General features: G+C 32.7%; 16 protein-coding genes, 1 tRNA gene and 1 riboswitch. Of the genes, 8 read left to right on the top strand and 9 right to left on the bottom strand.

All coding sequences use genetic code 11. The features are described from left to right. Together purL and ACOYLT_RS05665 are read right to left on the bottom strand one after the other, a co-directional pair. On the bottom strand, window positions 1-3,068 hold a 3,068-nt coding region (gene purL / locus ACOYLT_RS05660), incomplete at its 3' end, for a phosphoribosylformylglycinamidine synthase (RefSeq protein ID WP_422852891.1). A 92-nt stretch (window positions 3,069-3,160) separates the two neighbouring features. Further along, window positions 3,161-4,711, bottom strand: a complete 1,551-nt coding sequence (locus tag ACOYLT_RS05665) for a hypothetical protein (protein ID WP_422852892.1) — start codon at window positions 4,709-4,711, stop codon at window positions 3,161-3,163. Window positions 4,712-4,918: 207 nt separating this feature from the next. On the opposite strand from ACOYLT_RS05665, the gene ACOYLT_RS05670 reads away from it, so the two are divergent. The 4 genes from ACOYLT_RS05670 to ACOYLT_RS05685 all read left to right on the top strand — a co-directional run bounded on the left by ACOYLT_RS05670 (window position 4,919) and on the right by ACOYLT_RS05685 (window position 7,350). After that, entirely contained in the window at window positions 4,919-5,341 is a 423-nt protein-coding gene (locus tag ACOYLT_RS05670) for a PaaI family thioesterase (protein WP_422852893.1), read from the top strand. Beyond that, entirely contained in the window at window positions 5,342-6,403 is a 1,062-nt protein-coding gene (locus ACOYLT_RS05675) for an isochorismate synthase (RefSeq protein ID WP_422852894.1), read from the top strand. A 94-nt stretch (window positions 6,404-6,497) separates the two neighbouring features. Continuing rightward, window positions 6,498-7,214 (top strand): bacillithiol biosynthesis deacetylase BshB1, encoded by a 717-nt coding sequence (bshB1, locus tag ACOYLT_RS05680; protein WP_422852895.1) that lies wholly within the window; start codon window positions 6,498-6,500, stop codon window positions 7,212-7,214. Between the two features lie 62 nt (window positions 7,215-7,276). Continuing rightward, window positions 7,277-7,350 (top strand) — tRNA-His (locus ACOYLT_RS05685). 50 nt (window positions 7,351-7,400) lie between these two features. On the opposite strand, the gene ACOYLT_RS05690 is transcribed toward ACOYLT_RS05685, so the two are convergent. Further along, window positions 7,401-8,426, bottom strand: a complete 1,026-nt coding sequence (locus ACOYLT_RS05690) for a M28 family peptidase (RefSeq protein WP_422852896.1) — start codon at window positions 8,424-8,426, stop codon at window positions 7,401-7,403. Window positions 8,427-8,522: 96 nt separating this feature from the next. On the opposite strand from ACOYLT_RS05690, the gene ACOYLT_RS05695 reads away from it, so the two are divergent. Together ACOYLT_RS05695 and ACOYLT_RS05700 are read left to right on the top strand one after the other, a co-directional pair. Then, window positions 8,523-8,978: a DUF1801 domain-containing protein gene (locus ACOYLT_RS05695; protein WP_422852897.1), complete on the top strand. Its 456-nt coding sequence runs from the start codon at window positions 8,523-8,525 to the stop codon at window positions 8,976-8,978. Continuing rightward, window positions 8,975-9,472 (top strand): GNAT family N-acetyltransferase, encoded by a 498-nt coding sequence (locus ACOYLT_RS05700; RefSeq protein ID WP_422852898.1) that lies wholly within the window; start codon window positions 8,975-8,977, stop codon window positions 9,470-9,472. Before ACOYLT_RS05695 ends, ACOYLT_RS05700 begins: the two co-directional genes overlap by 4 nt. Window positions 9,473-9,556: 84 nt before the next feature. Here ACOYLT_RS05700 and ACOYLT_RS05705 read toward each other — a convergent pair whose 3' ends face one another. The 3 genes from ACOYLT_RS05705 to rmuC form a co-directional block, all read right to left on the bottom strand. After that, a complete protein-coding gene (locus tag ACOYLT_RS05705; protein ID WP_422852899.1) occupies window positions 9,557-11,590 on the bottom strand; it encodes an FG-GAP-like repeat-containing protein in 2,034 nt (677 codons plus the stop codon). A 29-nt stretch (window positions 11,591-11,619) separates the two neighbouring features. Beyond that, window positions 11,620-12,714 carry a hypothetical protein gene (locus ACOYLT_RS05710; RefSeq protein WP_422852900.1) on the bottom strand — a complete coding sequence of 365 codons (1,095 nt, stop codon included), beginning with the start codon at window positions 12,712-12,714 and terminating at the stop codon, window positions 11,620-11,622. 388 nt (window positions 12,715-13,102) lie between these two features. After that, window positions 13,103-14,434 carry a DNA recombination protein RmuC gene (gene rmuC / locus ACOYLT_RS05715; protein WP_422852901.1) on the bottom strand — a complete coding sequence of 444 codons (1,332 nt, stop codon included), beginning with the start codon at window positions 14,432-14,434 and terminating at the stop codon, window positions 13,103-13,105. Between the two features lie 83 nt (window positions 14,435-14,517). Between rmuC and ACOYLT_RS05720 the strand changes: the two genes are divergently transcribed. Further along, a complete protein-coding gene (locus ACOYLT_RS05720) occupies window positions 14,518-15,078 on the top strand; it encodes a pseudouridine synthase (RefSeq protein ID WP_422852902.1) in 561 nt (186 codons plus the stop codon). Window positions 15,079-15,104: 26 nt separating this feature from the next. Beyond that, complete coding sequence (locus ACOYLT_RS05725) at window positions 15,105-15,560, top strand: tRNA (cytidine(34)-2'-O)-methyltransferase (protein WP_422852903.1); 456 nt, start codon at window positions 15,105-15,107, stop codon at window positions 15,558-15,560. Window positions 15,561-15,573: 13 nt separating this feature from the next. On the opposite strand, the gene ACOYLT_RS05730 is transcribed toward ACOYLT_RS05725, so the two are convergent. From ACOYLT_RS05730 to ACOYLT_RS05740, 3 genes are read right to left on the bottom strand one after another with little or no spacing between them, the layout of a single operon-like run. Next, on the bottom strand, window positions 15,574-16,359 hold the full coding sequence (locus ACOYLT_RS05730; protein WP_422852904.1) for an ABC transporter ATP-binding protein: 786 nt from the start codon (window positions 16,357-16,359) through the stop codon (window positions 15,574-15,576). Further along, a complete protein-coding gene (locus ACOYLT_RS05735) occupies window positions 16,356-17,384 on the bottom strand; it encodes an iron chelate uptake ABC transporter family permease subunit (RefSeq protein ID WP_422852905.1) in 1,029 nt (342 codons plus the stop codon). The genes ACOYLT_RS05730 and ACOYLT_RS05735 overlap by 4 nt, the downstream gene beginning before the upstream one ends. Before the next feature lies 1 nt (window position 17,385). Further along, a complete protein-coding gene (locus ACOYLT_RS05740) occupies window positions 17,386-18,522 on the bottom strand; it encodes an ABC transporter substrate-binding protein (RefSeq protein ID WP_422852906.1) in 1,137 nt (378 codons plus the stop codon). A gap of 48 nt (window positions 18,523-18,570) precedes the next feature. Then, window positions 18,571-18,913, top strand: a riboswitch (cobalamin riboswitch). Window positions 18,914-18,997: the final 84 nt, after the last annotated feature.

Below are 18,997 nucleotides of genomic sequence, written 5' to 3' on the forward strand. Positions count from 1 at the left end.
TCCCTTCCAGAAATTAAATCGGTCATGTGCACATCTTTGACATCAAAACCTGCTAAGTACATGGCATTGGCCATTTCACGTTCGGAGTTGCTTCCTTTTTCACGAATAATCGCGGCTTTTGGACGAATTGAATTTGTCATTCTGAGCATTGAAGAATCTCCTGTAAAATGACTAGGGAAATTATATTGTAAAGGCTGTTTTCCTAAATTATCAAAACGCTCTTTAGCTTTATTGTTTTTAGTCTGTTTTTGATCGAGTAGGAAAGAGGTTTCAAACCATTTTCTTCTATAACTAACAATTGATAATTGATAATTAACTATTTCGAGATATGCTGAATTTGTAACTTCACCAATTTTAAAAAATTCCATTTCTTCAAATGCTTTTTCAAACGCATTATTATCTTTTGCTTGGAGTACAACTCCAATATTTTCTGAAAATAAAATCTTAACCAAATCTTTTTCTGTGAAAGTGTCAAAAGAAATTTTAGCTCCTAAATTGACATCAGCAAAGCACATTTCGAATAAAGTTGTAATTAATCCACCACTTCCAATATCGTGACCAGCAATTATTTGGCCATCTTTAATTAACTCTTGAATGGCATTAAAAGCATTTTTAAAAAAGGCTGCGTTTTTAACGGTTGGTGTTTCAGTTCCAATTTTATTTAAGGTTTGAGCAAAAGAACTGCCACCCAATTTAAAATCATCTTGAGATAAATGAATGTAGTATATGGAACCGCCTTTTCTTTGAAAAACAGGTTCTACAACTTTGGTGATGTTCGAACAATTTGCAGCCGCAGAGATAATAACCGTTCCTGGAGCAATTACTTCATCATTCGGATATTTTTGTTTCATAGAAAGCGAATCTTTTCCTGTCGGAATATTGATTCCCAATTCGATGGCAAAATCAGAACACGCTTGAACGGCTTCATACAAACGAGCATCTTCGCCTTCATTTTTACAAGCCCACATCCAATTGGCAGAAAGTGAAATCGATTTTAAATTGTCTTTCAAAGGTGCGAAAACAATATTTGATAACGCTTCTCCAATCGCATTTCTACTACCTGCTTTTGGGTCAATCAACGCTGAGATAGGCGAGTGACCGATAGAAGTTGCAATTCCTTCTATGCCGTTATAATCTAATGCCATAACACCAACATTATTCAATGGCAATTGCAATGGACCAACGCACTGTTGTTTGGCTACTTTGCCGCCAACACATCGATCTACTTTATTGGTCAACCAGTCTTTACATGCCACCGCTTCTAGTTGGAATAATTGCTCAATATATGTTGGTATTTTTTCTTCAGAATACTCTAAACTACTATAATTTCTAACAACAGTTTTGTCGTTCATTACTACTTTTGGTGAGCTTCCAAATAGATCTTCTAGTTCAAAATCCATTGGTTTTTCTCCAGTCGATTTACTTTCAAAAGTAAAACGATGACTTCCTGTAACGTCACCCACTTGATACATTGGCGAACGTTCTCTATCGGCAATGCATTGTAGAATAGCTATATTATCTTTACCAATAACCAGCCCCATTCTTTCTTGAGATTCGTTTCCGATGATTTCTTTAGCTGAAAGCGTTGGATCTCCAACGGGTAATTTATCTAAATCAATCAGCCCGCCAGTTTCTTCTACCAATTCTGAAAGGCAATTCAAATGGCCTCCTGCACCGTGATCATGTATAGAAACTATTGGATTTTCATCGCTTTCAAACAAACCACGAATGGCATTGGCAGCTCGTTTTTGCATTTCGGGATTCGAACGTTGGATAGCATTCAATTCAATTCCAGAACCAAAAGCACCCGTATCGGCTGACGAAACTGCTGCGCCTCCCATTCCTATTCTATAATTTTCACCTCCTAGAATTACAATTTTATCGCCAGCTGTTGGTTTCTTTTTGATAGCTTGACTTAGTTTTCCGTATCCAATTCCACCAGCTTGCATAATTACTTTATCGTAACCTAACTTTCGTCCTTCTGAACTTGTTTCAGAATTATTTTCTTCTTCATGTTCAAAAGTCAAAATCGAACCAGTAATCATTGGTTGACCAAATTTATTTCCAAAATCAGAAGCACCATTAGATGCTTTTATCAAAATATCCATTGGCGTTTGATACAGCCATTGGCGTTCTGCCATTCCATTTTCATAGGAACGATTTTTATTTAAACGAGAATACGAAGTCATGTAAACTGCAGTTCCAGCAAGTGGTAAAGAACCTTGCCCGCCTGCCAATCGATCCCGAATTTCACCACCAGAACCAGTTGCGGCACCATTAAAAGGTTCTACAGTTGTAGGGAAGTTATGGGTTTCTGCTTTTAAAGAAATCACCGAATCAAACTGTTTTATTCTATAAAAATCGGGTTTGTCGGCACTCTTTGGAGCGAATTGTTCTATTGTTGGACCTTTGATGAAGGCTACATTATCTTTATAGGCCGAAACAATATCGTTTGGATTTTCGGCTGATGTTTTTTTGATTAATTTAAATAAAGAAGAAGGTTTTTCTTCGCCATCAATCACAAAGGTTCCGTTGAAGATTTTATGACGACAGTGTTCTGAATTGACTTGCGAAAATCCAAAAACTTCTGAATCGGTTAATTTTCGGTTTAGTTTTTTAGATAAATTTTCTAAATAGGCTACCTCTTCTGGACTTAATGACAAACCTTCTTGTTGGTTATAAATTTCTATATCATCAATCTCAAGAATGGCTTCAGGTTGAATATGAATGGTAAAAATATCCTGATTTAATTCGGAATATTTTTGAAAAAGCATGGGATCGAAATCGGAAAAAGATTCAGAAACCATATGAAATTCTTCAATTCTTATTATGCTTTCAATTCCCATATTTTGCGTAATTTCTACTGCATTAGTGCTCCAAGGAGTTATCATTGCGGCACGAGGTCCAACAAAAAAATCCGCAAGAACGGATTTAGAGTTATTTTGGGAATCTATAACAAGTTCAGATTGAAATAGCCAGTTTAGTTTTGAGATAGTTTCTGCTGAAAGTTCATTTTGCGTCTGCACGGCAAAAACAGTTGAACTCTCGTTTCCGAAGAAATGAATCATTGTGTTGTTATTAGTTGTTGTTGCCTGTCTGCCGACAGGTAGATAGTTGCAAATTTAAGGTAAAAAAATGAAACCTAAAATCTGTTTTTAAATTAATTTGTTGGAAAAGCAATGTGTTGATAGGCACCAATATCAACTTTTCCACCGTTTACTTGTCTTTGAATTCCAATTATGTCGAATGGAATATTTAAATCATCACCAAAGCCATTACTGTCACATGCATTTCCAATGTTCAACATATTGGAGTAGCTATCTAGAAAATCGGGATTACCATTTTTAATAATTTGATTGGCATCGTTTAAAAATGCATAATCTGGATTGTTCGTGAATTGGTTTGAAGTGTTGTTAAATTTAATTTGACATTTACTAAATACTGGTGTAGTCCAATTAGTTTCTGGATTTTTAGTGCTTTTATTTAACAGCAATTCCACTTGATTAGAACCAAAAATGATACAGTTTTTAAATGCAGCTTGTTCAAGTACAAAAGGAACTTGTTCGTTTGTTGTGCTATCTTTATAATAATTATCAACGAGAACAGCTACTTGTCTTGAACTTGACCAATTATTGTTAAAAGTACAATGTTTAAATTCATAGTTTCCTCCCAATGAACAAGCAAGCGCAACTTCTCCAGCATTGTTTATTACAATATTTTCACCTTTAATCTTTGCGGTTTTTGCATAAATTCCAATATTAGAACTATTGTAGATTTGAGTGTTTTTTATGGTAGTTGTTGTTCCATTATTATGATCAATTAATAAACCAACCACCGAGTTTTTCAAAGTGAGATGATTTATTTCATTGTTTGTACTTCCATCCGTCAACCAAATAGTACCCCATTGTCCGGGCACATCCGAAAAATCGGGTTCTAATCTGTCTCCTTCTATAATAACTTCGTTTTCTAAGGCAGCTGTTGAAGATAGTCCACCTTCAATATGTAAAGAACCTCCACTACCTACAATTAAACCTGAATCAGCATGAAAATGAATTCGAGCCCCAGCATTAATGGTTAATGTTTTTCCAGAAGGAACAGCTGCATAGCCATAGATGACATAGGGTTTGTCATTCTTCCATTCATATTCATTTTGGTTTATTGGGTCATTTTCATCTAAGAAAAACCCATATATTTCATCAGTCCCGATTGTTAGTGACTCTGTATGACCTTCATCATCAATAATCTTTGGATATAAAAAATAGGCATCTTTAATCAGTGTTACTAACTCAACTTTTTGAAAATTTTGCTCACTATCAAACTGAATTTGGTCAGTATATAAAAAATCAGTTGGATTTGCATTAGCAACATCTGTGGTAACTTCAATGAAAATATACAGACTGTCTTTGGCTAACAATTCAACATTGTGAAAAACTCTATTATTTTCTCCCACCATACCGTCAACTGTCATTCTGTACTTAGAATTTTGTCCTTTGCCTAGCTGAATTGTTGGGATTTTAATGTCTTTACTACTATTATTATACACTTTTAAACTATAAGTACTAGAACCAATATTTTTGAAAACTGTGTCTAAATAAACCGTATCTCTTGAGAAAGTTAAATCGCCAGTACTGGATTCAAAAACAAAGTCTTGGCGACAAGAACTAACGGTAATGGCTAAACCAATTAAAAATAGAATAATAAAATTACGCATTAGTGTTAATAATTTTTACGTTGTACAATTCGGCCATACGGCCTCAGGTGGTAAATATAAGTATTAATTTGAAAATTTGGAAATTTGAAAATTTGCAAATCATCTGTAAATAACGAAAAAAACATAGTTTTAGTATTACTGATTTTTAAAACTGAAATTTCATTAAGTCGTCAATGCCAAATAAATAGTATTTTTACAAAAAAAAATATGGAATTTGATAGAGAGAAAGTATTGCAACTTTGCAACGAATGGTGCAATAATACTTTGATGGAAACCTTAGAGATAGAATATATAGATGCTGGCGAAGGTTTTTTAACAGCTAAAATGCCTGTGAATTCAAGAGTGCATCAACCTATGGGGTTATTACACGGTGGCGCTACAGTGGCTTTGGCCGAAAGTGTGGGAAGCGCCGCATCTCTTATGTTTATCAATCCTGAGAAACAAGAAGTTCGTGGCATTGAAATTTCGGCTAATCATTTGAAGAGCAAGCGTGAAGGAACTGTTTTTTGTACAGCTAAAATCATTCATCAAGGAAGAAGTATTCATTTATGGGAAATAAGGATTACCGATGAAAACGAAAAACTTATTTCTTTATGTAAACTAACGAACATGATTTTACCTAGACGTTAAATGACGGATTTATTCACAAAAGTCAAAATACATCACGAACAACAATTACCATTTGTGTTGTTTTGTAAGCCCAATTCAGATAAAATTGTTGGTTTGTTTCAAAATAATGACCATCTTTATTTTCTTGAAAATTTTAAAGATTTAGGTTTTGTATTTGCTTCTTTTAATGGTGAAACTATTCCTTTTATTCCTCAAAAATATTCAGATGTAATTATTGAGAAAGTAAATCTTCCCGATTTTTATTTTGAGGCCATTACTACAATAGCTGCGAATGAAAATGATAAGTCTCAATTTGAGAAATTAGTGGTAAAAGGACTAGAAGCTATTCAAAAAAATAAATTTCAGAAGGTTGTTTTGTCAAGAAAGGAAAAAGTTGAATTAATTGATTTTAGAGTAGAAACCATTTTTAAAAAACTGATTGCCAATTATTCTTCAGCCTTCAATTATTGTTTTTTTCATCCTAAAGTTGGTATGTGGTTTGGTGCCACACCTGAACAGTTTTTGAAAATAAATCAAAATTCTTTACAAACAGTTGCATTAGCTGGAACTCAAGTAGCTGGTAATTTAGATAATGTTATTTGGGGTAAAAAAGAAATTGAAGAACAACAATTGGTTACTGATTTTATCATATCGAGTCTTACTGGAAAAGTTGATGAAATAGTGGTTTCTATCCCTTATTCTTCAAAAGCAGGAAATCTTTGGCATATCAAAACAGATATTACTGCCACCCTAAAATCGGAAAAAGATATTGAACAAATCATTTCGATTTTGCATCCAACCTCTGCTGTGTGTGGATTGCCACAACAGAACGCCAAAGTGTTTATTTTAGAAAATGAAAAATATGATCGACAATATTATTCGGGTTTTTTGGGAGAATTGAATATTGATTTGGTTACTTTTAGAACTGATCAATCCGATTTATTTGTTAATTTGCGTTGTATGAAAATTGAAGATAAATCAGCAGAACTTTTTGTGGGATGTGGCATTACCAAAGATAGTATTGCCGAAGATGAATATAAGGAAACGGTTAATAAATCTATGACTATGAAAAAAGTTTTGTAAAATGTATTTAATAATTGATAATTGATAATTGATAATTGATAATTGATAATTGATAATTGATAATTTTTGTGATTAAATGACTAATTAATAATATATGAAATTAGATATTCTTGCTTTTGGTGCACATCCTGATGATGTGGAGTTGGGTTGCAGTGGAACAATTGCTAAAGAAGTTTCACTAGGGAAAGCAGTTGGTATAATTGATTTAACTCGTGGTGAATTAGGAACTCGTGGTTCGGTTGAAATCAGAGATAATGAATCTAGATTAGCTGCTAAAATTTTGGGTGTTTCAGTACGTGAAAACTTGAATATGCGTGATGGTTTTTTTGTAAATGATGAAGCGCATCAACTTGAAATTATCAAACAAATTAGAAAATACCGTCCAGAGATTGTAATTTGTAATGCCATTGAAGACCGACATATTGATCATGCAAAAGGAAGCAAACTGGTTTCGGATTCTTGTTTTTTATCTGGTTTGATAAAGATAGAAACTGAATTTGAAGGTCAATTTCAAGACGCTTGGCGTCCTAAAATGGTTTATCATTATATCCAATGGAAGAATATTGAACCTGATTTTGTGGTTGATATTAGTGATTTTATTAAACAAAAAACGGAATCTATTTTGGCTTACAGTTCGCAGTTTTATTCGGAAAACTCCAATGAACCAATTACGCCAATTGCTACTAAAAATTTCCTGGAAAGTATCAATTACCGTTCTAAAGATTTTGGTCGATTAGTGGGTGTAGAATATGCGGAAGGATTTACGACAGAAAGATATTTGGCAGTCAATAGTTTAAGTGATTTGCGATAAAAAATTGAAATTATTCTTTGCAAAAGTAAAGATTTGTAATATATTTGCATTCGTTAAAAATGGTGGTTGTAGCTCAGTTGGTTAGAGTATTGGTTTGTGGTGCCGAGGGTCGCCGGTTCGAGCCCGGTCAGCCACCCAAAAAAGTAAAAGTCCCGATGATTCGGGACTTTTTTTTGAAATTTACTTTTACTGACCATCATCTTTGTCCACAATGAGTCGTTTTTCGCGATTAGCAATTTCCCAAGCAATGGCAAATCCATATTGCGTTCTTGTAGTCAAGGCATCAAATTCAATTTTACTTACTTCGTCTGTAGCTTTATGATAATCATCGTGAACACCATTGAATAAAAAGACAGACGGAATTCCGTTTTTCGCAAAGTTATAATGGTCAGAACGATAATAGAAACGATTTGGGTCTTTTTTGTCGTTGAATTTATAATCAATAAAGAGTAATTTATTTTGCTTATTTACGGCTTCACATAACTTATATAAGTCAGTAGATAAATAATCAGAACCAATTAGATAGACATAATTATTACTATTTTGATGAAACTCATCACGACGACCAATCATATCTATATTAACATCAGCCACTGTATTGGCAAGAGGAAACAAAGGATTTTCAGAATAATAACGGGAACCGTGTAAGCCATGTTCTTCGCCAGTTACATGAAGAATTAATATAGAACGTTTTGGTCCGTGACCTTCATTTTTTGCCTTTTGAAAGGCAGCCGCAATTTCCATAATGGCTACAGTTCCTGAACCATCATCATCAGCACCATTATAAACTTCACCGTTTTTTATTCCAATGTGGTCATAATGAGCCGAAATCACTACAATTTCATTGGGCTTTTCAGAGCCTTCTATAAACGCCCAAATATTTTCAGAATCGGGAAGGTTTTCGTTATATTTTTCATTTAAAAATGCTGCAGGAATGTGTTGGTAATAACTATCAGCTCCTTTAGGATAGCTAATACCATGTTTTTTATAAAAATCAATGATACAGCGTCCTGCTTTTTTTTGTCCTTCGCTTCCAGTATCGCGACCTTGCATTTCATCGGAAGCAATTACTGTTAAATTGGTTTTTAGACTTTCTGTTGAAATGGCTCTCAAATAATCAGTTACGCTATTGTTTTTAGTAGTTGATTGTTGGGCTGTACAATTAGTATAAAAGATTATTAGTACTAGTAAGGCAATTATTTTTTTTGTCATATTAATTTTTCAAAACGTGATTATTGTAAACGCATTCAAATCAAAAGGTAAATCTATTAAATTTATTTCTATTTTTGAGAAACAATTTATAAATCAATGCAATCAAAAGCGCTTACTCCACAAGAATACTTATTCAATTTACCCGAAGATAGAAAAGAAGTAATGCAAAAACTTCGAAATAGCATTATAAAAAACATTCCTCAAGGCTTTGAAGAAGTCATGTCTTATGGTATGCTGGGCTTTGTAGTTCCTCATTCAATTTACCCTGATGGCTATCATTGTGATCCAAAACTGCCTTTGCCATTCATGAATTTGGCCTCTCAAAAGAATTTTATTGCCTTGTATCATATGGGTATTTATGCAAATGAACAACTTTACAATTGGTTTGTTACTGAATATCCTAAACATTGTAAAACAAAATTAGATATGGGCAAAAGTTGCATTCGTTTCAAAAAAATGGATGACATTCCTTTTGAGTTAATAAGTGAATTAGCTGGTAAAGTTTCTGTGACTGATTGGATTAAAACTTATGAAACAGCATTTAAGAGATGATTTCAATAGAAAAAAACACTGACAATAATTTCACAGTTATCCGAGCTATCGCCAATGAAGTTTGGCCTATTGCTTACGGAACTATTTTGAAAGAATCTCAGTTAAAATATATGTTGGAGTTGATGTATAGTGAAGACTCTTTGCAATTGCAAGCCAATAGTAAAAGGCATCATTTCATTTTGGCAAAGGAAAATGATGTAACACTCGGATTTGCTTCTTATGAATTCAACTATAGTGAAACAAAAAAAACGAAGATTCATAAAATTTATGTTTTATCTACTCAGCAAGGAAAGGGATTTGGAAAAAAACTTATAGATTATATTGAAACTGAGGCAATAAATCATAATCAAGAAGCTTTGTTGTTGAATGTAAATAAATATAATGTTGCACAAGATTTTTATAAAAAAATAGGTTTTACCATTGATCACGAAGTAGTTATAGCTATTGGAAATGGCTATGTAATGGATGATTATGTGATGCAAAAATTAGTGTAAAGCCAAAATTCAAATTATTTTTAATAATGCTGATTAGTCCTAAATAATCGGTATATATTATTTAGGACTAGTCATATTATGTATTTATTCTTTAATAAATTTTTGTGAATAATATTTTCCAGATATATCTTTTAATAATAGGATATAGGTTCCGTTTACTAAATTTTCTACACTAAATGAAGTATTATTAAGATTAGCTTCAATAACTAATTTACCTGTTAAGTCATAAACTTGAATTGACTTCATCACAATATTATTTTCAGGATTTATATTTAAAATATTTTTTACTGGATTTGGATATATACTAAATTCCGAATTAGTAAAACTTGCACTTCCTAATATTGAAGATCCTTCAACAACTAAAAGTGACTGATTAATAGAAGGATTTAATATAGAATCTACAATTCCTGAAGGCCATCTTATAATTATTCTATCTATTGATGTGGCTTGTCCTATTCCAAAATGAGCAGTAATAGAGTTCATGTTTTCAAAACCAGTGCCACTTTGCACATCTCTAATTTGTTTTCCCCATACTCCATAAATCTCTATTCTAGCTCCTATTCCATTCCTATTACTTTGAACACCTTGAAGATTTACATTTAACCATTTATTAGAGTTTCCATTATTAAATAAGATACTTGTTCCATTTTGAATGTCCAAAAATCCATCATTATTCAAATCTCCTATTGGTCTATTAAAATTAGAAATGTTATAGGTATTTGGGTTTGGTGTAAAGTGGAAGTTACCATCGCCAAACATAATATTGTTACCTGATCCTAATACATCCAAAAATCCATCATTATCAAAATCTTGGGCAACATACTCTCTTCCTGTACTAGTTGAAGAGTCATATCCTGAACCGCTAGTGACACTTGTAAAAGTTCCATCTCCATTATTTTTTTTCACATTTGTATTTCCGTTTGTAGTAGAATTTACACCAACAATAACATCCATCCAACCATCATTATTAAAATCACCAACAGCACCAGACCATGTTTGTTCTGGATTAGCCATATTTGCTTCTACAGCAACATTTGTGTAAGTTCCATTACCATTATTTTTATGAAGTTGATCAATATTACCTCCAATGCCAGAGCCACCTTGTCCACATTTTGCTATATATACATCAATATTACCATCATTGTTATAATCAAACCAGTTTGACGCATAGTTTCCTCCTGTTGGAAAATCACCTATACCTCCTTGTGTATGATTTAAATTTGTCCCATCATTTAAATAAAATCTATTTGGAGCATTATCATCACATGCAAATGCATCTAGTTTGCCATCATTATTAATGTCTACAAAATTGGTACGTTGAACTAAGTAAGATTGTGTTTTTCTATCTGATGAATACCCAGTCCCATCATTATTTGCTTTTAAAAACACCACACCACTTCCAGAGCCATATATTAAGTCATTATAACCATTATTATCATAATCTCCAGCAGCTATGCTCCATGATGGCAAAACAGTTGTGTTTGGAACTGTATAAGTTGTTGTAGTAAATGTTCCTCCAGTTTGTTGATGAGAGATTGCTAATTGTGTTGTGCTAATTGCTGATACAATATCATCTTTATAATCTCCATTCATATCTACGATACAGTTGTTGTATCCACCAGTAATTCCTGTAATAGTTTGAGAGGTAAAGGATAATCTGTCTGGAGCTGGTGGAGCTGTTTCCTTTAACATAAAGTCAAAACCTAATTGGCTATATTTATTGTCAAAAGCAATAGTATAAGTAGTTCCAGCAGTCGCTGAAAAAGTTAATTCAGAAGAATAGGTTCCGTTAAAATCATCATTAGAACCAACACAAACTAATGCGCTACAATCTCCAGAATATACAATAACACGTGTATCTGCATTATTATTTTGGACTAATTGTGTTGAAACTGTTACATCACTATTTTGTGTTGCTGCAAACTTATACCATTTTCCTTTTGTTCCAACTCCATTGGCTAATCCACAAAGTGTTATTGGTGCGGTTCCTGTTTCATTAGTAAAGGCAGGAGCAGTTGTTGTAGAATTTAAAGCAACACTTAAAGAATTAGAACAATTCGTTTGACCAATTCCTATATTTATAATAAAAAATAATAAAATAGCAAGTGTTTTTTTCATTATAATATTGATTTGTTTAGTTTGTTAATTTAGTTACAAGTATAAGTCATGGAATTTATCCATTCTTCTATTAGAGCAACTCCTTCATCATGTTTTATTGTTCTACCTAATAAAGGCATTCTTTGGCTTTCTTGTGTCGTATTAATTCTATAATGTAATATAGATTTACTAAAATTACCTGGGCTAATTAGTTTTTGAAGAGTTTGACTTAAAACTTCATCTGCTGTAACACAAATTCCCATATTAGATGGATTTGTAGTTTCGGAAAAGCTAAATCGTAATGCGCGATAATCACATCGACCTTGATCTTGATGACAATGGGCACAATTTATATCTAAATATGATCTTACCCGCAATTCTAAAGGTTGATTGGTGTCATGATAATCAACTGTTGATATAATTGAAGTTGGATAACTTTCTAGATAGCCTTGTTCAAAAAGTTGCTGCAATTGATTTTTACTGCCATCACTATAAGAATAATTGTAATTAATATTTTGAGGTTTTATACCTATAGGTGTTCTTACTTCATTAATTTTATGACAAGCATAACATTCTGTTTCAGAAGGAATTCTATAATCTATATTTAAGATTTCATTATTTGGTTTTTTAAATGATAAATTTTTCGAACTTCCATTTTCAAAATCTATACCTGAAACTAAGCTTGCATCTGTTTGTTCATCATTCCATAAATATTCATAGAAATACCATCTATCTGATTTTCTAATCATTAACCTTGTTTCAATTATTTTTGTAGTATTATTGGGCTGAATAGTATTATAATAAAAATTTTTAATCAACACAGTTCCAACTGGGAATTCTAAAATTTTATTATCAGAATTATAAGTTGCTTTTACATTTTTAGGCATCCAAACAAATCTCTTTTTTAATGCATAGTCAGTAAAAAGACCACTTGCAGGCTCATAAGGAATTACATTTAATGAAGGTATTAGGAGCTTTATATCACCCTCAAAAAAATGATAATCGGATAATTTTTGATAAGGAACTAAAGTTAAATCAACCGTAACTGGTGAAACAGGTGAATATTGATCATCTTTATCAGAACATGCTAATATTATACTTAGAAATAGAAACGCTAGGGTAAGTAATAGGTAATGTTTTTTCATTGATTTAATTTATGCTCCCCAAAAATAACTATTTATATATAATATGCTAGTATTTATCAAATTACTATTTAAAATTACTTTTGTTCTATGAATAGTTTACTAAAATATAAAAAATTATTCAAGTTTTATTCGATAAGATTTTAGTTTTTCTTTTACGGACGCAAATTCATAATCAAATAATTCTTTCAAACTGATTTCGGTTTTTTTTAATCGTATTTGCTCAATACAATTGCAAAAGCGTTTTATTTATTTATCATATTATAAAATCAACCCAGAAACTATTGTATTGTTCTCACTTTCATCTTTAGCCACCATGAATATACTTGTTATAATAAGTAAAAGATGACAACATTATCCCAAAATAGAAACTGTTTACGATTATACGGATTTAAAATTGCTGCTCGTCTTTATTGGCTCTTTGTAGAATTGATTCAGGCAAAGCTTTCTTGGCTTTGGCACCCATTTTCTTCAAGTTTTCAACTCTATTGATAAGATTGCCACTTCCGTCTACCAATTTGCTCATGGCATTATCATATTCTATTTTAGAATCTTTTATTTTGTTACCCACCTTAACTAAATCAGCTACGAAACCCTCAAATTTATCATATAACGCACCGGCTTGTCGGGCAATTTCCAATGCGTTTTCTTGTTGCTTTTGATTGGCCCACATGCTGTCAATAGTTCGCAATGTTGCTAATAAAGTTGATGGTGTCACAATCACAATATTCTTTTCAAATGCTTTATTGTATAGCGAAGTATCTTCATTTAGAGCCAAAGCAAATGCAGATTCTATTGGAATGAAAAGCAAAACAAAATCGGGACTTTCCATTTGGTATAAATCGTGGTAATTCTTCTCACTCAATTGATCAACGTGACGTTTCAACGCCATAACATGTTCTTTCAAATGTTGAGCTTTAGCATCATCATCTTCCTCATTGATGTAGCGTTCATAAGCCGTTAAAGTCACTTTTGAATCGACAACCATTTTTTTACCGTCAGGTAAATTAATCACTACATCAGGAAATACTCTGTTGCCTTCTTCTGTAGTGAAGCTTTGTTGCACTTCATATTCTCTCCCTTTTTCCAACCCTGATTTTTCTAATACTCTTTCCAGTATCAATTCGCCCCAATTCCCTTGCATTTTACTATCCCCTTTCAATGCTTTTGTCAAATTCAAAGTTTCTTTGCTCATTTGCTCGTTCATTTCGCGCAAGCCAACAATTTGTTGTCGTAACGCCGCATGATAATCAATACTTTCTTTGTGTGTGTCTTCTACTTTCTTTTCAAAAAGTTGAATTTTATCTTGTAAAGGTGTCAGAATATTTTTGAGATTTTCTTTGTTTTGTTCGGTGAACTTATTTGTTTTTTCTTCCAGAATTTTGTTAGCTAAATTTTCAAATTCTTTGGTGAATTTTTCCTGAAGTTTTTCAACTTCTTCTTTCTGCTCTTTATTGCGTTCCCATAAGTTTTCAAAATCGGTTTCTTTTTTTGATAATTGAATGGCTAAGTATTCCTTCTCAGTTCGAATGGTTTCTCTTTCCTGAACGGTTTGATTCAACTGCGATTTCAATTGCTCAATTTGTTGCATTAAACCATTTAATTTCTCTTCCAATCCTGCTTTATCTGATTTTGCATTGGCAGAGAAAATAATTTTGCCAATAAATATCCCAATGGCTAAGGCAATGATGAAAGTGAGAATTATAGATAGGGAATCAGTCATTGTAATAATATGTTTTTTGTAAAAATAAGCAATAAATTGAAATTAAGGATTTGAAAAATGTATTTTTGTTTCAAATAAATTCCATGCATCAACACTACTTAATTCACAAACCTCATGGGTTTTTAAGTCAATTTATTTATGCCAAAAAGCGAAACAAAAAGTTGCTAGGCGAATTGCATAATTTTCCCGATGGCACCATGGCAATAGGTCGATTGGATGAAGATTCTGAAGGGTTATTGCTTTTAACCACCGACGGAATGATGAGTGAAATAGTAAGAAGTAAATCAGTAGAAAAAGAATATTATTCCCAAGTAGATGGAAACATTACTATAGAAGCCGTTGACCAATTAAAGAAAGGTGTTGAAATTGGTTTCAATGGTATTCGTTATGTGACTAAAAAGTGTGATGCAAAAATGGTATTCGAACTACCAGATTGTATTGGCGAGGGCAGAAAAATTAGAGATGAACGTCATGGTCCAACGAGTTGGGTCTCGATTACTTTAACCGAAGGAAAATTTCGGCAGGTGCGAAAAATGACTGCAGCAGTTGGATTTCCAACGCTTAGATTGGTGAGAATTAGAGTAGGTAACATACATTTGCAACTCAAAGCTGGTGAAGTACAAGAAGTAAAATCATTTTTTTAATCCTAAATCCCAATTCCTAAATTATCATGCTCAACATCGTTTTAGTAGAACCCGAAATCCCAAATAACACCGGAAACATTGGTCGGCTTTGTGTGGGAACTGAAAGTAAACTTCATTTAATAAAACCCTACGGATTTAAAATTACTGATTCCAACTTGAAACGTTCCGGTTTGGATTATTGGGTGCATCTCGATTGGAAAGAATATGAAACCGTTGCCGAATGGATGGCACAAATCCCAGATAAATCAAGAGTTTTTTTAACCAGTTCTCGTGCTACAAAATCCATTTATGAAGTAGAATACCAAGACGGAGATTGGTTGGTTTTTGGCAAAGAAAGTGTAGGTTTGAGTAATGAAGTTTTAGATCAATTTGAGAACCATTTAAAGATTCCTATGAATCCGTTAATTAGAAGTTTCAATATTGCTAATTCAGTAGCATTTATTATTGGTGAAGCGAAAAGACAGATAGCAATTAATAATTGATAATTATCAATTATCAATTAATCACAAACTTTCCTTTTTCGCCATCAAAACTAATAGCATTATCCTTGAAAAGTTTATTAAAAACACCTTTGGTAATTAAATTACAAGGTTGGTCTTGCACCACAGTTACTTCTGTCATGACTATCATTTCATCGCTCAATTGAATGGCTAAATCTACATCGTGAGTGGAAAATAAAATACATTTATTGGTTTCTTTCGATAGTTTTTTTAGCAATTTAAAAACCGAAACTTTATGTGGCAAATCCAAATGAGTTGTAGGTTCATCTAAAACAATAAGCGGTGTGTCTTGTGCCAAAGCTCTGGCTATTAATACAATCTGCAACTGTCCATCACTGATTTCATAATGTTTTTTGTGGATTAAATGTTCTATGTGCGTCAGTGCAATTGCATTATTTATTTTTTGATAATCATCTTCTGAAAGTTTACCTAGCCAATTTGTATACGGTTGTCTGCCAAGTGCAATTAATTCAAAAACGGTTAAGTTACTTGGCGGCAATTTTTCAGTTAAAACCAAACTTAAGTTTTGCGCTAATTCTATTGAATTATATTCATAAATACTTTTTTTATTCAAAAACACTTCTCCTTTCAGTGGCTTTTGAATAGCAGTCAGTGTTCGCAATAAAGTAGATTTTCCTATACCATTAGCACCAATAAGCGATATCAATTTCCCTGATTCTAAACTAATATTAAGATTTTCAGCAATAGTGTTGTGATGGCTTTTGGAATGATACCCGATGCTCAAATTATTAGTTGAAACTATGGCTTTAATTGAACTCATTGTATACTTTTCTTTCTAACAATTAACCAAATTACAACTGGTGCACCTATAATTGAAGTTATAGCATTAATAGGTAAAGTAAACTCAAATCCAGGCATTTGTGAAACAGTATCACAAAGTAACATAATTATGGCACCAATTAAAAGCGTTCCGAAAAATAGTGTTTTATGATTACTGGTTTTAAAAATCAATTTAGCCAAATGTGGAACGGCTAATCCAATAAAAGCAATTGGTCCGGCAAAAGCAGTGATGCTTCCCGCTAAAATACTGGTAGCAAATAAGATGAGATATCTGGTTTTCTTGATATTTAATCCCATGCTTTTGGCGTAGTTTTCTCCAAGCAATAAAGCATCTAAGGGTTTTAATGTTAGCAAACTGATCAATAAACCGATTAAAATGGAAATAGTGAGTAAAGTAATATTTGGCCAGGACAAATTGCCAATACTTCCCATAGACCAAAAAGTATATTTCTGCAGTTGTTCCGCACTGCTAAAATAGGTAAATATACTAACAATAGCACTGGTAAAACTACTAAACATCAATCCCACAATCAAGATGGACATGGTATCGCGTAAACGTTGTGATACTATTAAAATGAGAAGTAAAACCAACGAACTTCCTAAGCAGGAAGCTAATATTATGCCATAGGAAGATAACAAGAATTGCGATGCAACTGCTGGCAAAACTCCCGCACCTAGAATAACAAAAGCAACACCCAAACTAGAACCAGAACTCAATCCTAGTACATAAGGACCCGCCAATGGATTGCGAAATAAGGTTTGCATTAATAAACCTGAAATGGAAAGACCAATGCCAACAAGAACTGCTGTTATGGCTTTGGGTAAACGAAAATTAATAATAATATAGTCCCAAGTTTCTTTCGAAACATGACCACCAAACAAACTATTAATAACCTCTTTCATTGGAATGTTCACTTGCCCAAAAGATATATTCAGTAGTAATGACAAAAGTAATACTAGTAATAAAATGATAAAAAGAATTGTATTTCGGTTATTGATTTTCAAATTATTTTAATTTCTCAAAAAAGAATGGTTCATAGTTTGGCAACAATTCGGGATGCAAAATTTTGACAATATCTTTTAGTACCAAATCGGGTCTATTCGGTCCTAATTCATAATACAAAACACCGCCTGTTTTTCCTTTCTTGCCATTGAATGAATATACATTTTTACTCCTAAAAGCATCAAATTTAGCATAATGAGGATTGGAATTAGTCATTTCTGTTAACGATGAAAATTGTCCTGAAGTAATCCAAACATCTGCCAAGGCAGCTTTTTCAAAAACAGTTTCAAAAGACAGGGACAAACTTCCAGTTCCACTAGTGTCTGACCATAAATAATTTGCATTAGCCTGTTTTAGAATCAAACTTCCCCAACTAGTACCTTTGGGTAAATACCAGCGATCCTCAAACATATCTCCAGCCAAAACAGTAGGAGTAGAGTTTGCTCTTTTTGCAATTTCAACTGTATTCAAAAAGTCTTTTTTAATTTTAGTAAAGATTTCATTTGCTTCTTTTTGTTTGTCATAGAGCGCACCAAAAAACTTAATCCATTCGGCTTTTCCTAGTGGTGTTTCTTCGTTCCAATCGCCGTTGAATAGTACTTTCAAACCACTTTTTTGCAAATTATCCAACGTTTGATTGTTGTTATCAATGCCGTATCCAATGATAACATCGGGTTGTAAATCTAGTAAGACTTCTGTGTTTAAATCATGATTATTGCCTAATTCTTTTACTTTTCCAGCATCAATTTGGACACGTACATTTTCAGACGAAATATAATCAGTATGTGGAAAACCTATGAGTGTTTTTTCTTCTCCAAGCATTTCCAGTGAGGGAATATGTGTGGTTGAAGTTACTACAATATTTTTTATCGGAATGTTGATGATTAGGTTTTGTTCCAAACTATCAGGGACAATGCCGTTTTTTTGTTTCAGTATATAAGTATAGGATTTAGTGGCTTTGGGCCAAGGATTTTTCACTCTTAGCACACTATAACCATCATAGTTTTCAATAGAAAACCCTTTTGCATGATGAACGGTATTTTCTCTTGATATTGATTTTTCTGATTTCGTTTCGTTTTTGCATTGTACAAATACAACAGAAATTACACCAATGATTACTATGTGAAAAAAGCTTTTCATTCAAATGTTTTTACAAAAGTAACCTTTTGGATTTAATTATTTCATTTACATTTGCAATTGAATTAAGGTTGTGATTTTACTTTTTTTAAAATCGCATTAAAAGGGAATCGGGTGATTGAAGATTGAAGAATATCGATTGAAGATTACAGAACTAAAAAAGCTGAAATCAAAAAATAAACAGTCAACAATCAAAAATCCCGAGCTGTTCCCGCAACTGTAAGCTACTAAGCTTGTTGTTATCTACAAAACCACTGTTTGTAGATTTAGGAATTAAGATTTAGGAATTAGGATTATAAAAATCCTTACTCTAAAAATACTTACTCCCAAATCCGGATGGGAAGGTCAACAACAAGACGCAAGCCAGGAGACCTGCCTCATTTCATTGAGTAACAAACTTTCGGGACAAAAGGTTTGGGTATGGGTAAATTCTATGCTTTTTTCCTAAGATTATTAAAATTATTGTTGAATTAAAAAA

Origin of the sequence: Flavobacterium sp. (assembly GCF_049318185.1) — a bacterium.
Taxonomy (GTDB): domain Bacteria; phylum Bacteroidota; class Bacteroidia; order Flavobacteriales; family Flavobacteriaceae; genus Flavobacterium.

Bases quoted from the DNA above. Each gene is read 5' to 3' on its own strand.
- ACOYLT_RS05665 (WP_422852892.1), bottom strand. From the start codon at position 4,711: ATGCGTAATTTTATTATTCTATTTTTAATTGGTTTAGCCATTACCGTT.
- ACOYLT_RS05670 (WP_422852893.1), top strand. From the start codon at position 4,919: ATGGAATTTGATAGAGAGAAAGTATTGCAACTTTGCAACGAATGGTGC.
- ACOYLT_RS05675 (WP_422852894.1), top strand. From the start codon at position 5,342: ATGACGGATTTATTCACAAAAGTCAAAATACATCACGAACAACAATTA.
- bshB1 (WP_422852895.1), top strand. From the start codon at position 6,498: ATGAAATTAGATATTCTTGCTTTTGGTGCACATCCTGATGATGTGGAG.
- ACOYLT_RS05690 (WP_422852896.1), bottom strand. From the start codon at position 8,426: ATGACAAAAAAAATAATTGCCTTACTAGTACTAATAATCTTTTATACT.
- ACOYLT_RS05695 (WP_422852897.1), top strand. From the start codon at position 8,523: ATGCAATCAAAAGCGCTTACTCCACAAGAATACTTATTCAATTTACCC.
- ACOYLT_RS05700 (WP_422852898.1), top strand. From the start codon at position 8,975: ATGATTTCAATAGAAAAAAACACTGACAATAATTTCACAGTTATCCGA.
- ACOYLT_RS05705 (WP_422852899.1), bottom strand. From the start codon at position 11,590: ATGAAAAAAACACTTGCTATTTTATTATTTTTTATTATAAATATAGGA.
- ACOYLT_RS05710 (WP_422852900.1), bottom strand. From the start codon at position 12,714: ATGAAAAAACATTACCTATTACTTACCCTAGCGTTTCTATTTCTAAGT.
- rmuC (WP_422852901.1), bottom strand. From the start codon at position 14,434: ATGACTGATTCCCTATCTATAATTCTCACTTTCATCATTGCCTTAGCC.
- ACOYLT_RS05720 (WP_422852902.1), top strand. From the start codon at position 14,518: ATGCATCAACACTACTTAATTCACAAACCTCATGGGTTTTTAAGTCAA.
- ACOYLT_RS05725 (WP_422852903.1), top strand. From the start codon at position 15,105: ATGCTCAACATCGTTTTAGTAGAACCCGAAATCCCAAATAACACCGGA.
- ACOYLT_RS05730 (WP_422852904.1), bottom strand. From the start codon at position 16,359: ATGAGTTCAATTAAAGCCATAGTTTCAACTAATAATTTGAGCATCGGG.
- ACOYLT_RS05740 (WP_422852906.1), bottom strand. From the start codon at position 18,522: ATGAAAAGCTTTTTTCACATAGTAATCATTGGTGTAATTTCTGTTGTA.